An 18,427-nucleotide genomic window follows, 5' to 3' on the forward strand; every position below is an offset into this window, starting at 1 on the left:
GGCCATGATACAAAAAATAAAATATCCGCAGCCCGAAACATGGGAAAGCCTTTGCCAAAGGCCTGTTTTGCCCGCACCTGATTTGATGGACTTGGTAAAGCAAATATTTGACGATGTAAAGCTTAACGGTGATTTTGCAATAAAAAAATACACCTCACTGTTTGATGGCGCCGTTATTGACAATTTTAAAGTTTCGGAAAGCGAGATAAATACCGCTATAGGCTTAGTACCTGAAGAACTTAAACAGGCCATACAACTCGCAAAAGGCAACATAGAGAAATTTCACGCTGCGCAAAAGGAAAACCCGCAGGTCATAGAAACCACCGTAGGCGTTGAATGCTGGCGCGAAAGCCGTGCCATAGAAAAAATTGGGATATATATACCCGGAGGTTCGGCACCGCTGTTCTCAACAGTTTTGATGCTGGGCATACCGGCGCAGATTGCAGGCTGTAAAGAAATTATTATGTGTACCCCACCTGATGCTGACGGCAACGTAAACCCCGCCATACTGTGTGCTGCAAACTTGGTGGGAGTTACAGCCATATACAAAATTGGCGGTATACAATCAGTGGCTGCTATGGCAATAGGCACGGTAACTATACCAAAAGTGTATAAAATATTCGGCCCGGGCAACCAGTATGTGGCTGCTGCCAAGCAGTATGCCCAAAACTATAATGTGGCAACCGACCTGCCTGCCGGCCCCAGCGAAGTACTGGTTATTGCCGATGCTACCTGTAATCCTGAATTTGTAGCTGCCGACCTGCTTTCGCAGGCAGAACATGGTGCCGACAGTCAGGTTGTTTTACTATCAGATAATGAGACTGTTATTAATTCAGTTTGTAACGCGATAGCGATTCAAGCCGAAAAGCTTAGTAGAAAGAATATTGTAAAAGAATGTCTTGCCAACAGCAAGGCTATACTTTTAAAAGATACGGACGGATGTATTAATTTCAGCAATTCATATGCTCCTGAACACCTTATCATTGCATCTGAAAAAGCAGAGACTTACATTAACAGTATAACCAATGCAGGCTCTGTATTTTTAGGCAATTACAGCTGCGAAAGCGCAGGCGATTATGCCAGCGGTACTAACCATACGTTACCAACTAACGGCTTCGCAAAGAACTTCAGCGGGGTATCGTTAGACAGTTTTGTAAAGAAAATAACGTTCCAGAAAATCAGTGAAAAAGGCCTGCAAAACATCGGTCCCGCCATAGAACTGATGGCAGACGCCGAACAGCTCGATGCCCACAAAAATGCCGTAACCATACGTTTAAAAAGCCTTGCCAATGTTTAACCTCACTAAAATTATCCGTCCCAATATCCTTACGCTTGAACCATACTCCTCCGCAAGAGATGAATTTAAGGGCAGCGAAGGCATATTTCTTGATGCCAATGAAAACCCTTTTGGCAGCCTGAACCGATACCCCGACCCATTACAGAAGTCTGTAAAACAAAAACTTAGCGAGGTTAAAAACGTTCCTGCCGAAAATATATTTTTGGGCAACGGCAGCGATGAGATTATCGACCTTTGCTACCGTATTTTCTGTGAACCGGGTAAAGACAAAGCACTTACGTTTGTGCCTACCTATGGCATGTATGAGGTTTCGGCAGCCATAAACAATGTAGAGTTGATTAAGCTGCCCCTTAACAGCGATTTTCAGATTGATACTAAAAGCTGTAAAACATATCTGAAAGATACCGATGTAAAGCTTATTTTTATCTGTTCGCCCAACAACCCAACAGGGAACATTATCAACAACATAGAATACATTCTCGAAAACTTTAATGGCGTAGTGGTGGTTGATGAAGCTTATATAGACTTTGCGGGCAGCAACTCCCTTTCAGCCAAATTAGATAACTACCCTAACCTGATAGTCCTGCAAACGCTCAGCAAAGCCTGGGGGCTGGCAGCAGCACGCATGGGAATAGCCTTTGCCTCTACAGAAATTATTATCTACCTAAATAAAGTAAAGCCGCCGTATAACATGAGTAGCCCCAACCAACAAGCGGCCCTGAATGCACTTGATGATCTTGAGATTTATCAAAATCAACTTGCAACCATACTTTCAGAAAAAGAAAAAATGCTTAATGCTTTTGCGGATATAAGCATCATCACAAAAGTATACCCTACCGATGCCAATTTTATTTTAATTAAAGTAAAAGATGCAGATAAAGCCTACAATCAATTAATAAACAAAAATATAATACTAAGAAACAGAAGTAAAGTAGTGGCTGATTGCCTGCGCATAACCATTGGCACACCACAGGAAAACGAAGCCTTGCTTAGTGCTTTTAAAAACATACAATTATGAAAAAAGTACTTTTTATAGACCGCGACGGCACACTGGTTATAGAGCCGCCCATTGACCTTCAGTTAGACAGTCTCGAAAAACTGGAGTTCTATCCGGGGGTATTCAGTAATCTGAATAAAATTGTAACCGAGTTGGATTATGAGTTGGTTATGGTAACCAACCAGGATGGGCTTGGTACTGATTCTTTTCCTGAAGATACCTTTTGGCCTGCGCAAAATAAAATATTTCAGGCATTTAAAAACGAGGGTATTACTTTTTCTGAAATTGTAATCGATAAAAGCTTTGAACACGAAAACCTGCCCACCCGCAAGCCCGGTACTGACCTGCTTACCCATTATTTAAAAGGCGGTTATGATTTGGCCAACTCGTATGTCATCGGCGACCGCCTTACCGATGTGCAACTGGCTAAAAATCTGGGCGCTAAGTCGGTCTATATGGGTAGTGACCGTGCCGAAGCTGATTTAGTTACCCAAAACTGGAACGAAATTTACAAGTTCCTGAAAGTTGTGCCAAGAACAGGGACGGTTATCCGCAAGACGAATGAAACCAATATTGAAGTTACTGTAAATCTAAACGGCAGCGGCAAAAGCAATATAAACACTGGCTTAGGCTTTTTTGACCACATGCTGGACCAGCTTTCGCGCCACGGAAATATTGATTTGGAAATCAAAGTGCAGGGCGACCTTGAAATAGACGAGCATCACACCATAGAAGACACCGCCCTTGCCCTTGGCGATGCTTTCCTGAAAGCTTTAGGCAGCAAAAAAGGCATAGAGCGCTACGGCTTTTTACTGCCAATGGACGACTGCCTGGCGCAGGTAGCCATAGATTTTGGCGGCAGGCCATGGTTGGTTTGGGATGCAGAGTTTAAGCGCGAAAAAATTGGCGAAATGCCTACTGAGATGTTCCTGCACTTTTTTAAATCATTTAGCGATAACGCCAAATGCAACCTGAATATAAAGGCAGAGGGCGCCAACGAGCACCACAAAATAGAAAGCATATTTAAAGCCTTTGCCAAAGCCATAAAAATGGCGATAAAGCAAACAGATAATTACGCCATACCCAGCACAAAAGGAACACTATGATAGCGATACTTAAATACAATGCAGGTAACACCAAATCGGTTGAAAATGCTGTAAAGCGGCTTGGCTATGAATGTATGGTAACCGATGATGCACTCTTTTTACAACAGGCAGATAAGGTGATTTTCCCTGGTGTCGGCGAAGCGGCTTCGGCTATGCACTACCTTAAACAAAAAGGGTTAGATAGGGTGATTAAAAACCTCAAACAGCCTGTTTTAGGAATTTGTCTTGGGTTGCAGTTAATGTGCACCTCCTCGGAAGAAGGTGCAACGCTGAGCCTTGGCATTTTTGACGTATTGGTTAAAAAGTTTCCGCCTACGGGTATTGTGCCACACATGGGTTGGAATAATTTTAGCACTGTAAACAGTCCGTTATTTGATGGTATTTCAATAAAAGATGATGTGTATTTTGTGCACAGCTATTATGCAGAAAAATGCCCTTACACTATTGCTCTATGCGATTATATACTGCCTTTTAGTGCTGCTTTGCAAAAAGACAATTTTTATGCGGTGCAGTTCCACACCGAAAAATCGGGTACTGTGGGCGAACAGATACTTAAAAACTTTTTAGCCTTATGAGGATTATACCTGCCATAGATATTATAGACGGAAAGTGCGTGCGCCTTACCAAAGGCGATTACAGCACCCAAAAAATATATAACAGCAACCCTGTAGAGGTGGCCAAAGAGTTTGAAGATGCCGGGATTAAATACCTGCACGTGGTAGACCTTGATGGCGCAAAATCAGGACACATTGTAAACCATAAAGTTTTAAATGCCATAGCGGCGCAAACCAATTTAAAGATAGATTTTGGAGGCGGTGTAAAAACTGACAACGATTTAAAACTGGCTTTTGATAGCGGTGCCAGCCAAATTACAGCAGGCAGCATAGCGGTAAAAAATCCTGAAACAGTTTATAAATGGATTGAAACTTATAGTTCAGATAAGATTATTTTGGGTGCTGATTGTATGAATAATAAAATAGCAATACAAGGATGGACAGACAATACCAATATTGATATAATAGATTTTATTGCAGCATATAAAAACAGGGGTGTTACAAATGTAATCTGTACTGATATTTCTAAAGATGGTATGCTGGAGGGAACATCCAACGAATTGTATTCAGAGATTTTGAGCAAGATAAATGTAAACCTGATTGCCAGCGGAGGGATATCAAATATTGAGGATGTTTTGCAAGTGCGGCAATTGGGCTGCGAGGGCGTGATTATTGGCAAAGCCATTTATGAAGGACGTATAACCTTAAAACAACTGAGTGAATTATGCTAAAAAAACGAATCATTCCCTGCTTTGATATAAAAAACGGGCGGGTTGTAAAGGGTATTAACTTTGTTGAACTCAGGGATGCCGGAGATGCGGTAGAAATGGCAGCACAATATACTCTTGCCGGAGCTGATGAACTGGTATTCCTTGATATTACCGCCACGCAGGAAAATAGGAAAACACTGGCTGATTTGGTCGAAAAAATAGCATCACAAATAAACATCCCTTTTACTGTGGGTGGTGGTATTAACTCCGTTGAAGATGCCGAAAGGCTTATACGCTGCGGTGCAGACAAGGTAAGCCTGAATTCATCGGCAGTACGCAACCCACAACTGATTGCCGATATTGCCAACACGTTGGGTACACAGGCTGTGGTTGTGGCTATAGATACTAAAATGGTAAATGGCAGCCCCGAAGTTTTTATAAGCGGTGGTACTTTGGCAACAGGCCTCAACACCATTGCGTGGGCTAAGCAGGCTGAAGCGCTTGGAGCGGGCGAAATACTGCTTACTTCTATGCACAATGACGGTACAAAAAACGGCTTTGCTCTTGATATAACATCACAGGTTTCTAATGCGGTAAATATTCCGGTAATAGCATCGGGCGGTGCAGGCAGCATGGGTCATTTTAAAGATGTTTTTATACAAACCAAGGCTACGGCGGCACTGGCTGCGAGTGTTTTCCACTATGGCGAAATAGGCATACAACAACTAAAAGACTATTTAAAGAACGAAAAAATTGCAGTGCGATGAAATTAGATTTTGATAAAGGCAACGGGCTCCTGCCCGTGGTAATACAGGACCATACAAGCCTTAAGGTATTGATGTTAGGCTATATGAACGAAGACGCTTTCGCCAAAACCCAAGCCGATGGACTGGTTACGTTTTACAGCCGCAGCCGCAATGAGCTATGGACAAAAGGAGAAACATCGGGCAATTATCTGTATGTAAAAGAAATACTTGCAGACTGCGATAACGATACGCTGCTTATAAAAGTAAATCCCACAGGGCCTACCTGCCACACCGGTAGCGAAACCTGCTTTAAAGAAGAAAATGCCAAAGGTTTTTTATACCTGCTTGAAAAAACTATTGATGAACGCATTAGCAACAACAGCGAAAAATCGTACACTAACGAGCTCTTTAAGCGCGGCATAAACAAAATGGCACAGAAAGTAGGTGAAGAAGCCGTGGAACTGGTTATAGAGGCCAAAGACAATAACGATGATTTGTTTAAAGGCGAAGCAGCTGATTTGCTATACCACTTTTTAATACTGTTAAGGGCAAAAGGCATGAAACTTGAAGATATTGAAGCTGTTTTGAAAGAACGGAATACTTCAAAAAAATCAGACTAATAACGCTAAATCAGGGCATAGTTATTGATCCTGTTAAACCTCTTATTTTTATTTTTTGTAACTTCGTAAAAATTATTTGCTATGGATACTCTAGAACTCAGGAATATAGTAATGGCACAGGTTTCTCAAATTGAAGACAGGTCGCTGCTTGCAGCTCTAAAGACTATTCTTGACCTTAAGGCTGCACCTACGATCATTTTGAGCGATGCACAAAAAAGAGAGATTGAAGCTTCGCAAAAAGAAGTTGAAGCGGGCTTATTTAAAACTAATTTAGTTCTGGATCAGGAAATAAGGCAATGGTTAGAGAAATAATATGGTCACCATTTGCAGAGAGAAAACTTTTTTCAATACTTGAGTACTTTACTGAGCGTAATAAAAGTAAAGCTTATTCTTTAAAATTGTATAACAGGTTTCAGAAACAGTTATCTGCACTCAATAAAAATCCTGAGATAGGTATAAAAACAAACTTCATAAATATTAGAGCACTAATAATTAATGACTATACATTATATTATGAAGTTACTAATGAGAATATAATTGTACATATACTTAGAGACAACCGCCAAAACCCCGAAGATTTAGTAATCAGATAAGAAAGAAGGATAAAATGAAATTTAAGGTAGTATCGGATTATAAGCCTACCGGCGATCAGCCCGAGGCCATAAAACAGTTAACAGCAGGTATTGAAAGCGGCGAGCCCTTTCAAACCCTTTTGGGTGTAACTGGTTCGGGTAAAACATTTACCATGGCTAATGTTATTGCCAATGTAGAAAAACCTACGCTTGTACTGGCACATAACAAAACATTAGCCGCACAGCTATACAGCGAGTTCAAGCAATTTTTTCCTGAAAATGCCGTAGAATATTTTGTATCATACTACGACTATTACCAGCCGGAAGCTTATATACCCGTAAGCGGTACTTATATTGAAAAAGACCTCTCAATAAACGAGGAACTGGAAAAGATGCGTTTACATACCACCTCTTCCCTCCTATCAGGCCGAAGGGATATTATAGTGGTAGCATCTGTATCCTGTCTTTATGGTATTGGTAACCCTGTTGAGTTTCAAAAAAACGTAGTATCGTTACATAATGGGCAGCAAATATCAAGAACCAAGCTGTTGCATCAGTTAGTACAAAGCCTATACTCGCGTACTGAGATGGATTTTAATCCTGGCAATTTTCGTATAAAAGGAGATACGGTAGAAATTTTCCCAAGCTATGGAGACGAACCTTTCCGTATCCATTTCTTTGGTGATGAAATTGAAGAAATTGAGGCTTTTGACAAAAAAACTTCTAAGGTTATAGAGCGTTATAACAGGCTCAATATTTATCCTGCCAACATGTTCGTTACCAGTCCGGACGTACTTAACGGTGCTATTTGGGAAATACAGCAGGATCTTGTAAAACAAGTGGATTATTTTAAAGAAATAGGCAAGCATTTAGAAGCCAAACGCCTTGAAGAGCGCACCAACTTTGACCTCGAGATGATTAGGGAGTTAGGTTATTGCAGCGGTATAGAAAACTATTCGCGCTATCTAGACCGCAGACTGCCAGGTACACGTCCGTTCTGCCTTATTGATTATTTTCCTGAAGATTTTTTAATGGTAATAGATGAAAGCCACGTTACCGTAAGCCAGGTACACGCCATGTATGGTGGTGACCGTTCAAGAAAAGAAAATCTTGTAGAGTATGGCTTTAGACTACCGGCTGCAATGGATAACCGTCCGCTTAAATTTGAAGAATTTGAGTCGATGCAAAACCAGGTGGTATATGTTAGTGCAACCCCTGCCGATTATGAGCTTCAAAAATCAGGTGGTGTGTATACCGAGCAAATTATCCGACCTACAGGGTTACTTGACCCTATTATAGAAATTCGCCCAAGCCTTAACCAGATAGACGACCTTATTGAAGAAATTCACCAGCGTGTAGAAGTAGACGAGCGTGTGCTTGTTACTACTCTTACCAAGCGTATGGCTGAAGAACTGGCAAAATATCTGGACAAAGTATCTATTCGTTGCCGTTACATACATAGTGAAGTAGATACTCTGGAACGTGTTGAAATAATGCAGGACTTGCGCAAGGGTTTATTTGACGTTCTGATTGGTGTTAACCTGCTAAGGGAAGGTTTAGATTTACCGGAGGTGTCTCTTGTAGCCATACTTGATGCCGATAAAGAAGGCTTTTTGCGCAGCAACCGCTCGCTTACCCAAACTGTAGGCCGTGCAGCCCGTAACGTAAATGGTAAGGCCATTATGTATGCCGATAAAATTACCGATAGTATGCAACGCACCATAGACGAAACTAATTACAGACGCACCAAACAAATAGAATATAACACCCTGCACAATAAAGTGCCTATGGGGCTTAGCAAGAAAATTGAAAAAAATACCCTGGGCAAAAGCAACGCTTATAAACTGGAACATACACCTAAAATGGCTGCCGAACCCGATACTACATATATGGCCAAAGGGGATATCGAGAAGCTTATTCGTGAAAAGCGCAAGATTATGGAAAAAGCAGCCAAGGAACTGGACTTTATACAAGCCGCTAAACTAAGAGATGAGATTAAAGTTTTGCAGGAAAAGGTTTAATTGAAATCATAATATTGACCTGATTAAAACGTTTGTGCCGTGCAAACCCACAGGTTTTACTATATTTGTTAAAAATTTGCGAGACTGTGAGCGAAATCAATAAGCTTAAAATATTAAACGACCCTATTTATGGGTTTATCTCTATAACAAATCCGCTGGTTTACGACCTTATTCAGCACCCTTATTTCCAAAGGCTCAGGCGAATATCTCAAATGGGGCTTTCTTATTTGGTATATCCGGGTGCTCACCATACCCGTTTTCATCATGCTTTGGGTTGTATGCACATCATGCAGAAAACCATACAGGTACTTAAATTTAAAGGTGTAGAAATATCTGAAGAAGAAGAAAATGCGCTTTGCATCGCTATACTGTTACACGATATTGGGCATGGCCCATTTTCTCATGCCATGGAGCACAGTATAGTCGAGAATATAAGTCATGAAAACATATCTATCCTGTTTATGGATAGCCTCAATAAAACTTTTGACGGCAGGCTTTCGCTTGCTATACAAATATTTAAAGGTAATTACCACCGCAAGTTTATGCTTCAGCTTATATCAAGCCAGCTTGACATGGACAGGATGGACTACCTTAAACGCGACAGCTTTTATAGTGGTGTAGCCGAAGGTAATATTAACAGTGAACGTTTGATACAAATGTTCAATGTAAAAGACGATATGCTGGTAATAGAAGAAAAAGGCATCTACTCAGTAGAAAAATTTTTAGTTGCCCGAAGACTTATGTATTGGCAGGCCTATCTACACAAAACCAGTGTTGCCGCAGAACTTGTACTTACACGCATATTAAAAAGAGCCAAAGAGCTTACACACAATAACAAAATACTTCCGGCAAGTGAGCCACTACAATTCTTTCTTAAAAATAAAATAGAGGCAGATGATTTTAATGATGAAGTATTAAAAACCTTTTCCTATCTTGATGATTTTGATATTATCAGTGCTATAAAATCGTGGCAATTTAACGATGATTTCGTTTTAAGCGAACTCAGCAAAATGATCATAAACCGTGATTTGCCCAAAATAAGGATGCAGGCCGAAAAAGTATCCAAAGAAGAGGTTTCTGCACTAAGGCGTAACATTATTCAAAAGCAGGGCATAACGGAAAAAGAAGCAGAATATTTTGTATTTAGAGGTAAAATAAAGAACCAAGCCTACAACAAGCAGGGCGAACCCATACATATACTAAAAAAAGACCGCACTATAGAAGATGTTGTAGATGCATCTGACCAACTGAATTTAAAGGCATTATCTAAAGAAGTAACCAAGTATTACCTTTGCTTTCCAAAAGTACTTTTGGAAAAAGCAGCTATTTAATTTAATTTTATATTTTTGTCGGGATGAAATTTACAGCAGAACAAATAGCGGGAATACTTGAAGGCGAAGTTGTAGGTAACCCTCAAATAGAGGTTTATAAGCTCGCCAAGATAGAAGAAGGTACCGATGGGTCTCTTACTTTTTTGGCTAACCCAAAATACAATTCATACATATACAGCACCCAGGCAAGTATTACAATAGTTAATAAAACTTTTGAGCCTGAAGCAAGTATTACTACCACACTTATAAAGGTAGATGATGCCTATAAATCATTCTCCAAATTATTGGAATATTACAATCAGGTAAAGTTAATGAAATCGGGCATAGAGCAACCGTCAGTACTTTCTGAAGGTGCCACCTATGGTGATAACCTTTATTTGGGCAGCTTTTGCTACATCGGCAAGAATGTAAAAATAGGCAGCAACGTAAAAATATACCCTAACAGCTTTGTTGGAGATAATGTAATCATTGGAGACAATACCATATTGTTTGCTGGGGTTCGTATATATTCTGAAACCGAAATTGGGTCAGGATGTACCATTCACTCAGGAGCTATTGTAGGTTCTGATGGATTTGGATATGTTCCTAATGAAGAGGGCGTTTATAATAAAGTTCCGCAAATAGGCAACGTTATCATAGAAGATAATGTAGACATAGGTTCATGTACTACTATAGACAGGGCTACATTAGGTTCTACCATTATTAAAAAAGGCGTTAAGCTTGACAACCAGATACAAATTGCCCATAATGTGGTTATTGGCGAAAATACAGTTATAGCATCGCAAACCGGTGTTGCCGGATCTACAAAAATTGGCAAAAACTGTATTATTGGTGGTCAGGTGGGCATTGTTGGCCATATAACCATTGGCAACAATGTGCGCATACAGGCACAAAGCGGTGTGGGTAAAAACATACCTGATGGCGAAGCCATACAGGGAAGCCCGGCTTTAGGTTATTCTGATTTCAACAAATCGTATGTTCATTTCAGGAACCTGCCTAAAATAGTATCAGATATTGAAGATCTTAAAAAACGTAATAAGGAAGTAAATTAAAACAACATATAATGGTTAAACAAACCACCATCAAAAGCGAAATATCGTTAAAGGGCGTTGGGCTGCACACCGGGAAAGAAGTAACAATGACTTTTAAGCCCGCACCGGTTAATAATGGATACACTTTTGTAAGGGTAGATTTAGAAGGCCAACCCGTTATAGAGGCCGATGCCACTTATGTAGTAAATACTCAAAGAGGCACTAACCTTGAAAAGAAAGGCGTAAAAATTCAAACATCAGAGCATGTACTTGCAGCTTTTGTAGGCTGCGATGTAGACAATGTTATTATTGAGCTTGATGCATCTGAACCGCCAATTATGGATGGCTCTTCAAAATATTTTGTTGAGGCAATTGAAAGCGTAGGTATCGAAGAACAGGATGCCGAACGTAAAGTATATGTTGTAAAAGAAGTTATATCTTATACGGACGAGTCTACAGGCAGCGAAATTATTGTAATGCCTGCAGATGATTATCAGGTTACAGCCATGGTAGATTTTGGAACTAAAGTATTAGGCACCCAAAATGCTACCCTTAAAAGCATGGCAGATTTTAAAGCAGAGATTTCTGATTCAAGAACTTTCAGCTTTTTACACGAACTTGAAACTTTGCTGGAAAATGGCCTTATAAAAGGCGGCGACCTAAATAATGCTATTGTTTATGTAGATAAAGAAATATCTGAAGAAACAATGGAAAGGCTAAAAGTTGCCTTTGGAAAAGACAGTATTACTGTAAAACCAAACGGTATATTAGACAACCTTACGCTGCACTACCCTAATGAGGCAGCACGCCACAAACTGCTTGACGTTATTGGCGACCTTGCACTTATAGGTACACGCATTAAAGGTAAAGTTATAGCCAACAAACCCGGACATTTTGTAAACACACAGTTTGCTAAAAAACTGTCTAAAATAATAAAAATAGAGCAGCGCAATGCCGTGCCGGTTTATGACCTGCACAAGGAGCCATTGATGGACATCCATAAAATTATGAGCATGCTGCCGCACCGTCCGCCATTTTTATTGGTAGACCGCATTCTTGAAATGAGCGAAAGCCACGTGGTGGGTCTTAAGAACGTTACCATGAACGAGAATTTTTTCGTGGGTCACTTTCCGGGCGCTCCTGTAATGCCGGGTGTTCTTATAGTAGAAGCTATGGCACAAACGGGCGGTATTCTTATTCTGAGTACCGTACCGGATCCTGAAAACTATCTTACTTACTTTATGAAAATAGACAATGTTAAGTTTAAACATAAAGTATTACCAGGCGATACGCTGGTGTTTAAATGCGACCTTATTTCGCCTATACGCCGCGGTATATGCCACATGCAGGCAAATGCCTATGCAAACGGAAAACTGGTTGCAGAAGCCGAACTAATGGCGCAAATTGCAAAATCTACAAACTAAACGAATACTTTAAGGTATGAATCAACCCTTAGCATATGTACATCCGGGTGCCAAGATTGCCAAAAATGTGGTAATCGAACCTTTTACAACCATCCACAACAATGTGGTTATTGGCGAAGGCACATGGATAGGCTCTAACGTAACAATTATGGAAGGAGCACGCATAGGTAAAAACTGTAATATATTTCCGGGAGCTGTAATATCTGCTCCGCCACAGGACTTAAAATATCAGGGAGAAGAAACTACTGCCGAAATTGGCGACAATACTACCATTAGGGAGTGTGTTACCATTAACCGTGGTACATCAGACAGGATGAAAACCGTTATTGGCAGGAACTGTCTTGTTATGGCTTACTCTCACATTGCACACGATTGTTTTGTGGGCAACTACTGCATATTTAGTAACAATACAAACCTTGCAGGCCACATTACTGTAGGTGATTATGTAGTGCTTGCAGGTATGGTTGCCGTACACCAATTCTCTACTATTGGTAATCATGCGTTTGTTACGGGTGGATCGCTTGTAAGAAAAGACGTTCCTCCTTATGTAAAAGCAGCCCGTGAGCCGCTTAGCTACGTGGGTATCAACTCTGTAGGATTAAGAAGACGTGGTTTTTCTTCAGAAAAAATTACTGAAATACAAAACATTTACCGAATTTTGTACCAAAAGAATTATAACGTTTCTCAAGCTCTTGAAATTGTCGAGGCCGAAATGGAAGCCACTCCGGAGCGTGATGAAATTATTATGGCAATACGTAACTCTTCGAGAGGTGTTATGAAAGGCTATAGCGGAGGTAACGTATAATTCAGGCTAATATTTGGTTAATCCTTTAAGTATTTTCATTTAACGAATAACCAAATTTCCATATCATCAAACAAACAAGAAAAACAATTAAAATAAAATAGCTTAAAATGGCAAGTACATCAGATATCAGAAATGGTTTATGCATTAAATTTAACCATGATATATATAAAATCATAGAGTTCCTTCACGTTAAACCTGGTAAAGGACCTGCGTTTGTTCGTACAAAACTGAAAAGCCTTACTACAGGTAAAGTTCTTGATAATACTTTTTCTGCAGGTCATAAAATTGACGATGTTCGTGTTGAAACACATAAATTCCAGTTTTTATATGCAGAGGGAGACCAGTTTAACTTTATGCATGCAGAAACCTATGAGCAAATTACCCTTGCTAAAGATATTCTTGATGCTCCGGATCTTTTAAAAGAAGGCGAAAATGTAATGGTTATCATCAATGCAGAGACTGAAGCTCCACTTTCTGTAGATATGCCTGCATCTGTTGTTCTTGAAGTTACTTATGCAGAGCCTGGTGTTAAAGGCAACACTGCTACTAATGCAACCAAACCTGCAAAAGTAGAAACAGGAGCATCAGTAAACGTTCCGTTATTTATTAACGAAGGCGATAAAATTAAAATTGATACAGCAACAGGTTCTTACCTTGAGCGTGTTAAAGAGTAATTAATTAGTCAATTGATTAATTTGAAAATGTAACAATTCTTACCAACAGATACATCGGCTTAGAATTGTTACATTTTTAGATTAAATAATTTACACATTATCAGATGAAATTCCCAAAGGTTTATCCGCTTAAAGAAATAGCCGCCATTATAGGGAGTACTTATGTGGGCGACGACAACTATCCTGTACATGGCATGAACGAAATTCATGTTGTTGAATCCGGAGATATTGTATTTGTAGACCACCCAAAGTATTATGACAAAGCCCTTCAAAGTGCTGCCACCATAATACTTATAAACAAAGAGGTTGAATGCCCGGAGGGCAAAGCCCTTTTGATATCAGACGATCCTTTCAGGGATTTTAATAAACTTACCAAGCATTTCCGCCCTTTTCAGGCTGCCGGGGCAACTGTAGCGCCAACAGCCGTTGTAGGAGAAGGCACGGTTATACAACCTAATACTTTTGTTGGCAATAATGTTACTATAGGCACAAATTGCCTTATACATGCCAACGTGGCTATTTATGACAATACTGTTATAGGCAATAACGTAATTATACACTCGGGTACTGTGATAGGTGGCGATGCTTTTTATTACAAAAAGCGTCCCGAAGGTTTCGACCAGCTTTTATCGGGCGGTCGTGTAATTATTAAAGATAACGTAGGAATAGGTTCCGCCTGTACTATAGACAAAGGTGTAACCGGAGATACAACCATAGGCGAAGGCACTAAGATAGATAATCAGGTGCATATTGGCCATGACACTGTTATTGGCAAAAAATGCCTTATTGCCTCTCAAACCGGTATTGCCGGATGCGTAGTTGTTGAAGATGAAGTTACTATGTGGGGTCAGGTAGGCGTTACAAGTGCCATAACCATTGGTACTAAAGCTGTAATACTAGCCCAAACTGGCGTATCAAAATCATTAGAAGGCGGTAAAGTATATTTTGGATCTCCTGCACAGGAATCGAGAGAGGCATTAAAACAAATGGCCAATACAAAACGTATTCCGGAACTGTTCGAAAAACTAAAATAAAATCCTGCGGGTATGACACCTAAAGAAACTGTGCTTGCATATTACAATGCACTCCTCCATCCGGAAGAGATCAGTCGCTATGTACATAGGGATATGTACATACAGTGGCACAGCGTGCGCGGTTTTATCGAAATAGACAGTAACGAAATCATTGTTTTCGCAAAACAGTCCCAAAAAAATTATCTTTCCTTGAGGTTAGAAATAAGCCACTGTATAGAAGAAGGTAATCAGGTAGCTGTAAGGTATACCAATTATATTACCACTCCTGAAAGCCCGTATGAAGAAAAAGTATTGTTCCATTCGGTAGCATTTTGGGAATTAAAAGACGGCCTTATGTACAAAGGGTATGTAGTGAGCCACGAAGATTAAGCTATTGTTATTATGCAGAAAATTCTGCAAAATTGATATACAAAATTGAAAAAAAGGGTTAGTGGTATTACTTAAAACCCTATTTTTGTAACGCAAATAAAAAATTTATAAAAAAATATATCATGAGTGTTTTAGTTAATAAAGATTCCAAAATAATTGTGCAGGGTTTCACAGGAAGCGAAGGAACTTTCCATGCTACCCAAATGATCGAATATGGTACAAACGTTGTAGGTGGTGTTACACCTGGTAAAGGTGGTTCTACACACCTTGACCGCCCTGTATTTAACACAGTTAAAGATGCTGTTGATGTTGCAGGTGCCGATACTTCTATCATTTTCGTTCCGCCAGCCTTTGCTGCTGATGCAATTATGGAAGCTGCCGATGCAGGTATTAAAGTAATTATTGCTATTACTGAAGGTATTCCTGTGGCAGATATGATTAAAGCTTATGATTACATAAAAGGTAAAGACTGTCGTCTTGTTGGCCCTAACTGTCCTGGTGTTATTACTCCGGGCGAGGCTAAAGTTGGCATCATGCCGGGCTTTGTTTTCAAAAAAGGTACTGTAGGTATCGTTTCTAAATCAGGTACTCTTACTTATGAAGCTGCCGATCAGGTTGTAAAACAAGGTTTAGGTATTACTACGGCTATTGGTATTGGTGGTGACCCAATTATTGGTACTACTACTAAAGAGGCGGTAGAGCTTTTAATGAACGATCCTGAAACTGAAGCTATCATTATGATAGGTGAAATAGGTGGTCAGCTTGAAGCTGATGCAGCACGTTGGATTAAAGCTGACGGTAACCGTAAGCCGGTTATTGGCTTCATCGCTGGAGAAACTGCTCCTAAAGGCCGTACAATGGGTCACGCAGGTGCAATTGTTGGTGGTGCTGACGATACAGCCGAAGCTAAAAAGCGCATCATGAGAGAGAATGGCGTTCACGTTGTAGACTCTCCTGCTGAAATTGGTAAAAAAGTTAAAGAAGTTTTAGGTTAATAAACCTTTCTTTACAGCATATAAAAAAACCGCATTGTTTGAACAATGCGGTTTTTTGTTGCTTTAATATGCTGTCAGTTCGCGTAAGGCTGTTTCAAAACGCTGTTTTGGTAAATACTGATCTTCGAGTGCTTTAGTAAACGGTATGGCACTCTCAAGGCTTCCCACACGTTTTACCGGCCCATCAAGATATTCAAAACACTGCTCCATGATCATGGCTGCAATATCGCTGGCCACTCCTCCAAATAAAGTATCCTCCTGTAAAATAATAGCTTTACCCGTTTTTTTAACCGATTCAAAAATTGCCTCCGTATCTAATGGCTGAAGTGTATGCAGATCAAGCAGGTCGGCTTTAATGTCAGGATTTTTATCCAAGGTTTCTAAAGCCCAGTGCACCCCTGCACCAAACGATATTATTGTAACATCGTTGCCTTCCTTAAGTAATGAAGCTTTGCCAAACGGCAGTGTGTAATAATCTGTAGGTACATCCTGATAGGCACTCCTGTACAATGCCTTATGCTCAAAGAACATAACAGGGTTCGGGTCGTTTATGGCCGTTGCCAGTAGTCCTTTGGCATCATACGGAAATGCAGGATAGACTACCTTAAGTCCCGGAGTTTTGGTAAACCACGCTTCGTTGGTCTGGCTGTGAAAAGGCCCCGCCTGTACCCCCGCCCCGCAAGGCATACGCACCACAACATCGGCATTTTCCTGCCAACGGTAATGCACTTTAGCAAGATAATTCACTATAGGATTAAAACCGGTCGACACAAAGTCGGCAAACTGCATTTCTATAACCGACTTATAAGCATTGATAGAAAGCCCCATACCAGCCGACACTACTGCCGACTCACATATTGGTGTATTCCTCACTCGGCCTTTTCCAAATTCAGCCACAAAACCATCAGTAATTTTAAAAGCGCCGCCATATTCGGCAATGTCCTGCCCCATAATAACAAGGTTTTCATGACGCTGCATAGACTGTTTAAGTCCCTGAGCAATAGCATCAATCATCCTGATATTTTCGGTTGCTCCATCAGGCTTAACCTCTTCAAACGCATAAGGCTTATAAACGTCGTTTAGCTCTTCGCCAAGACTGGCAACAATTGCAGGCTCGGCAGAAGCCTGTTGATAATGTTCATCTATTTCTTTTTTAAGCTCGGCACGAAGCTTATCATCATAATCATCTGTAAGTACAAAATTGGCTTTAAGATAATTTCGGTAGTTCTCAACGGGATCTTTAACCGCCCAGGCATCCATAAGCTCCTGAGGAACATATTTAGTGCCACTTGCCTCTTCATGTCCCCTCATCCTGAAGGTTTTAAACTCCAACAATACCGGGCGCGGATTCTCACGCATAGATGCCACCAGTTCGTCCAGTTTGGTGTACACTTCCAGTATGTTATTGCCGTCTATAATATGCGCTTCCATACCATAGCCTATGCCCTTATCGGCAATATTCTCGCAGCGGTATTGTTCGTTTGTTGGCGTGCTCAGTCCATAGCCGTTATTCTCGACAATAAACAGTACAGGCAGTTCCCAAACAGCCGCAATATTAAGCGCCTCATGAAAATCCCCTTCACTGGTAGCCCCTTCTCCTGTAAAAACTGCTGTTACCTTACCCTCATTACGAAGTTTATGGGCAAGTGCAATACCGTCGGCAACGCCAAGCTGCGGGCCAAGGTGCGATATCATACCTATGATTTTGAACTCCTGTGTGCCAAAATGGAACGACCTGTCGCGCCCCTTTGTAAAACCATTGGCTTTACCCTGCCATTGACTGAACAGGCGATACAACGGAATATCCCTACCAGTAAACACCCCTAGGTTGCGGTGCATGGGTAAAATATATTCGTCGGGTTGCAATACGGCAGTAACCCCAACCGAGATTGCCTCCTGCCCTATACCACTAAACCATTTGGAAACTTTGCCCTGACGGATAAGAATAAGCATCTTTTCCTCAATAAGGCGTGGTTTTAATAATTTTCTATATAAATCGAGTAATTGCCCGTTTGTTAATTGTTTTCTATCGAAATCCATAGTGATTTTTGAATAATCTTTAGTACTCAAATGTAGTAAAATAACATTTCACGAAAACGATGTTAAGAAAATTTATTTGAGATGAGGGAAACCTTATTTTT

19 protein-coding genes are annotated in these 18,427 nt (G+C 40.4%); 18 read left to right on the forward strand and 1 reads right to left on the reverse strand.

From position 1 onward, the window contains the following. Positions 1–7 precede the first annotated feature (7 nt). The 18 genes from hisD (at position 8) to sucD (ending at position 16,286) form a co-directional block, all read left to right on the forward strand. On the forward strand, positions 8–1,297 hold the full coding sequence (hisD, locus tag GR160_RS05695; protein ID WP_370519208.1) for a histidinol dehydrogenase: 1,290 nt from the start codon (positions 8–10) through the stop codon (positions 1,295–1,297). Further along, entirely contained in the window at positions 1,290–2,315 is a 1,026-nt protein-coding gene (hisC, locus tag GR160_RS05700) for a histidinol-phosphate transaminase (protein ID WP_202390716.1), read from the forward strand. Before hisD ends, hisC begins: the two co-directional genes overlap by 8 nt. Next, positions 2,312–3,400, forward strand: coding sequence for a bifunctional histidinol-phosphatase/imidazoleglycerol-phosphate dehydratase HisB (hisB, locus tag GR160_RS05705; protein ID WP_160748857.1), 1,089 nt, complete (start codon positions 2,312–2,314; stop codon positions 3,398–3,400). The genes hisC and hisB overlap by 4 nt, the downstream gene beginning before the upstream one ends. Beyond that, positions 3,397–3,975, forward strand: a complete 579-nt coding sequence (gene hisH, locus GR160_RS05710) for an imidazole glycerol phosphate synthase subunit HisH (RefSeq protein ID WP_160748858.1) — start codon at positions 3,397–3,399, stop codon at positions 3,973–3,975. The genes hisB and hisH overlap by 4 nt, the downstream gene beginning before the upstream one ends. Then, complete coding sequence (gene hisA / locus GR160_RS05715; RefSeq protein ID WP_160748859.1) at positions 3,972–4,685, forward strand: 1-(5-phosphoribosyl)-5-[(5-phosphoribosylamino)methylideneamino]imidazole-4-carboxamide isomerase; 714 nt, start codon at positions 3,972–3,974, stop codon at positions 4,683–4,685. The genes hisH and hisA overlap by 4 nt, the downstream gene beginning before the upstream one ends. After that, positions 4,679–5,431, forward strand: a complete 753-nt coding sequence (gene hisF, locus GR160_RS05720; protein ID WP_160748860.1) for an imidazole glycerol phosphate synthase subunit HisF — start codon at positions 4,679–4,681, stop codon at positions 5,429–5,431. The genes hisA and hisF overlap by 7 nt, the downstream gene beginning before the upstream one ends. Continuing rightward, a complete protein-coding gene (gene hisIE, locus GR160_RS05725; RefSeq protein ID WP_160748861.1) occupies positions 5,428–6,030 on the forward strand; it encodes a bifunctional phosphoribosyl-AMP cyclohydrolase/phosphoribosyl-ATP diphosphatase HisIE in 603 nt (200 codons plus the stop codon). The genes hisF and hisIE overlap by 4 nt, the downstream gene beginning before the upstream one ends. Before the next feature lie 81 nt (positions 6,031–6,111). Then, on the forward strand, positions 6,112–6,342 hold the full coding sequence (locus tag GR160_RS05730) for a hypothetical protein (RefSeq protein ID WP_160748862.1): 231 nt from the start codon (positions 6,112–6,114) through the stop codon (positions 6,340–6,342). Further along, positions 6,327–6,623 carry a type II toxin-antitoxin system RelE/ParE family toxin gene (locus GR160_RS19545; RefSeq protein WP_160748863.1) on the forward strand — a complete coding sequence of 99 codons (297 nt, stop codon included), beginning with the start codon at positions 6,327–6,329 and terminating at the stop codon, positions 6,621–6,623. The genes GR160_RS05730 and GR160_RS19545 overlap by 16 nt, the downstream gene beginning before the upstream one ends. 14 nt (positions 6,624–6,637) lie before the next feature. Beyond that, a complete protein-coding gene (gene uvrB / locus GR160_RS05740; RefSeq protein ID WP_160748864.1) occupies positions 6,638–8,623 on the forward strand; it encodes an excinuclease ABC subunit UvrB in 1,986 nt (661 codons plus the stop codon). An 86-nt stretch (positions 8,624–8,709) separates the two neighbouring features. Continuing rightward, the gene (locus GR160_RS05745) at positions 8,710–9,954 is read left to right on the forward strand and encodes an HD domain-containing protein (RefSeq protein ID WP_160748865.1); all 1,245 of its coding nucleotides are present in this window, start codon (positions 8,710–8,712) and stop codon (positions 9,952–9,954) included. A gap of 23 nt (positions 9,955–9,977) precedes the next feature. Beyond that, the gene (lpxD, locus tag GR160_RS05750; RefSeq protein WP_160748866.1) at positions 9,978–11,006 is read left to right on the forward strand and encodes a UDP-3-O-(3-hydroxymyristoyl)glucosamine N-acyltransferase; all 1,029 of its coding nucleotides are present in this window, start codon (positions 9,978–9,980) and stop codon (positions 11,004–11,006) included. Between the two features lie 11 nt (positions 11,007–11,017). Next, positions 11,018–12,409: a bifunctional UDP-3-O-[3-hydroxymyristoyl] N-acetylglucosamine deacetylase/3-hydroxyacyl-ACP dehydratase gene (locus tag GR160_RS05755; RefSeq protein WP_160748867.1), complete on the forward strand. Its 1,392-nt coding sequence runs from the start codon at positions 11,018–11,020 to the stop codon at positions 12,407–12,409. A 16-nt stretch (positions 12,410–12,425) separates the two neighbouring features. After that, the gene (gene lpxA, locus GR160_RS05760) at positions 12,426–13,214 is read left to right on the forward strand and encodes an acyl-ACP--UDP-N-acetylglucosamine O-acyltransferase (RefSeq protein WP_160748868.1); all 789 of its coding nucleotides are present in this window, start codon (positions 12,426–12,428) and stop codon (positions 13,212–13,214) included. A 107-nt stretch (positions 13,215–13,321) separates the two neighbouring features. Further along, positions 13,322–13,888 carry an elongation factor P gene (gene efp, locus GR160_RS05765; RefSeq protein ID WP_160748869.1) on the forward strand — a complete coding sequence of 189 codons (567 nt, stop codon included), beginning with the start codon at positions 13,322–13,324 and terminating at the stop codon, positions 13,886–13,888. Positions 13,889–13,992: 104 nt separating this feature from the next. Next, on the forward strand, positions 13,993–14,922 hold the full coding sequence (locus tag GR160_RS05770) for a UDP-3-O-(3-hydroxymyristoyl)glucosamine N-acyltransferase (protein WP_160748870.1): 930 nt from the start codon (positions 13,993–13,995) through the stop codon (positions 14,920–14,922). A 12-nt stretch (positions 14,923–14,934) separates the two neighbouring features. After that, on the forward strand, positions 14,935–15,291 hold the full coding sequence (locus GR160_RS05775) for a nuclear transport factor 2 family protein (protein ID WP_160748871.1): 357 nt from the start codon (positions 14,935–14,937) through the stop codon (positions 15,289–15,291). A gap of 122 nt (positions 15,292–15,413) precedes the next feature. Next, on the forward strand, positions 15,414–16,286 hold the full coding sequence (gene sucD / locus GR160_RS05780; protein WP_160748872.1) for a succinate--CoA ligase subunit alpha: 873 nt from the start codon (positions 15,414–15,416) through the stop codon (positions 16,284–16,286). 63 nt (positions 16,287–16,349) lie between these two features. Here sucD and GR160_RS05785 read toward each other — a convergent pair whose 3' ends face one another. Then, the gene (locus GR160_RS05785) at positions 16,350–18,326 is read right to left on the reverse strand and encodes a thiamine pyrophosphate-dependent enzyme (RefSeq protein WP_160748873.1); all 1,977 of its coding nucleotides are present in this window, start codon (positions 18,324–18,326) and stop codon (positions 16,350–16,352) included. Between the last annotated feature and the right edge of the window lie 101 nt (positions 18,327–18,427).

It is taken from the genome of Flavobacterium sp. Sd200, from assembly GCF_009826935.1.
Classification (GTDB): Bacteria; Bacteroidota; Bacteroidia; order Flavobacteriales; family Flavobacteriaceae; genus Flavobacterium.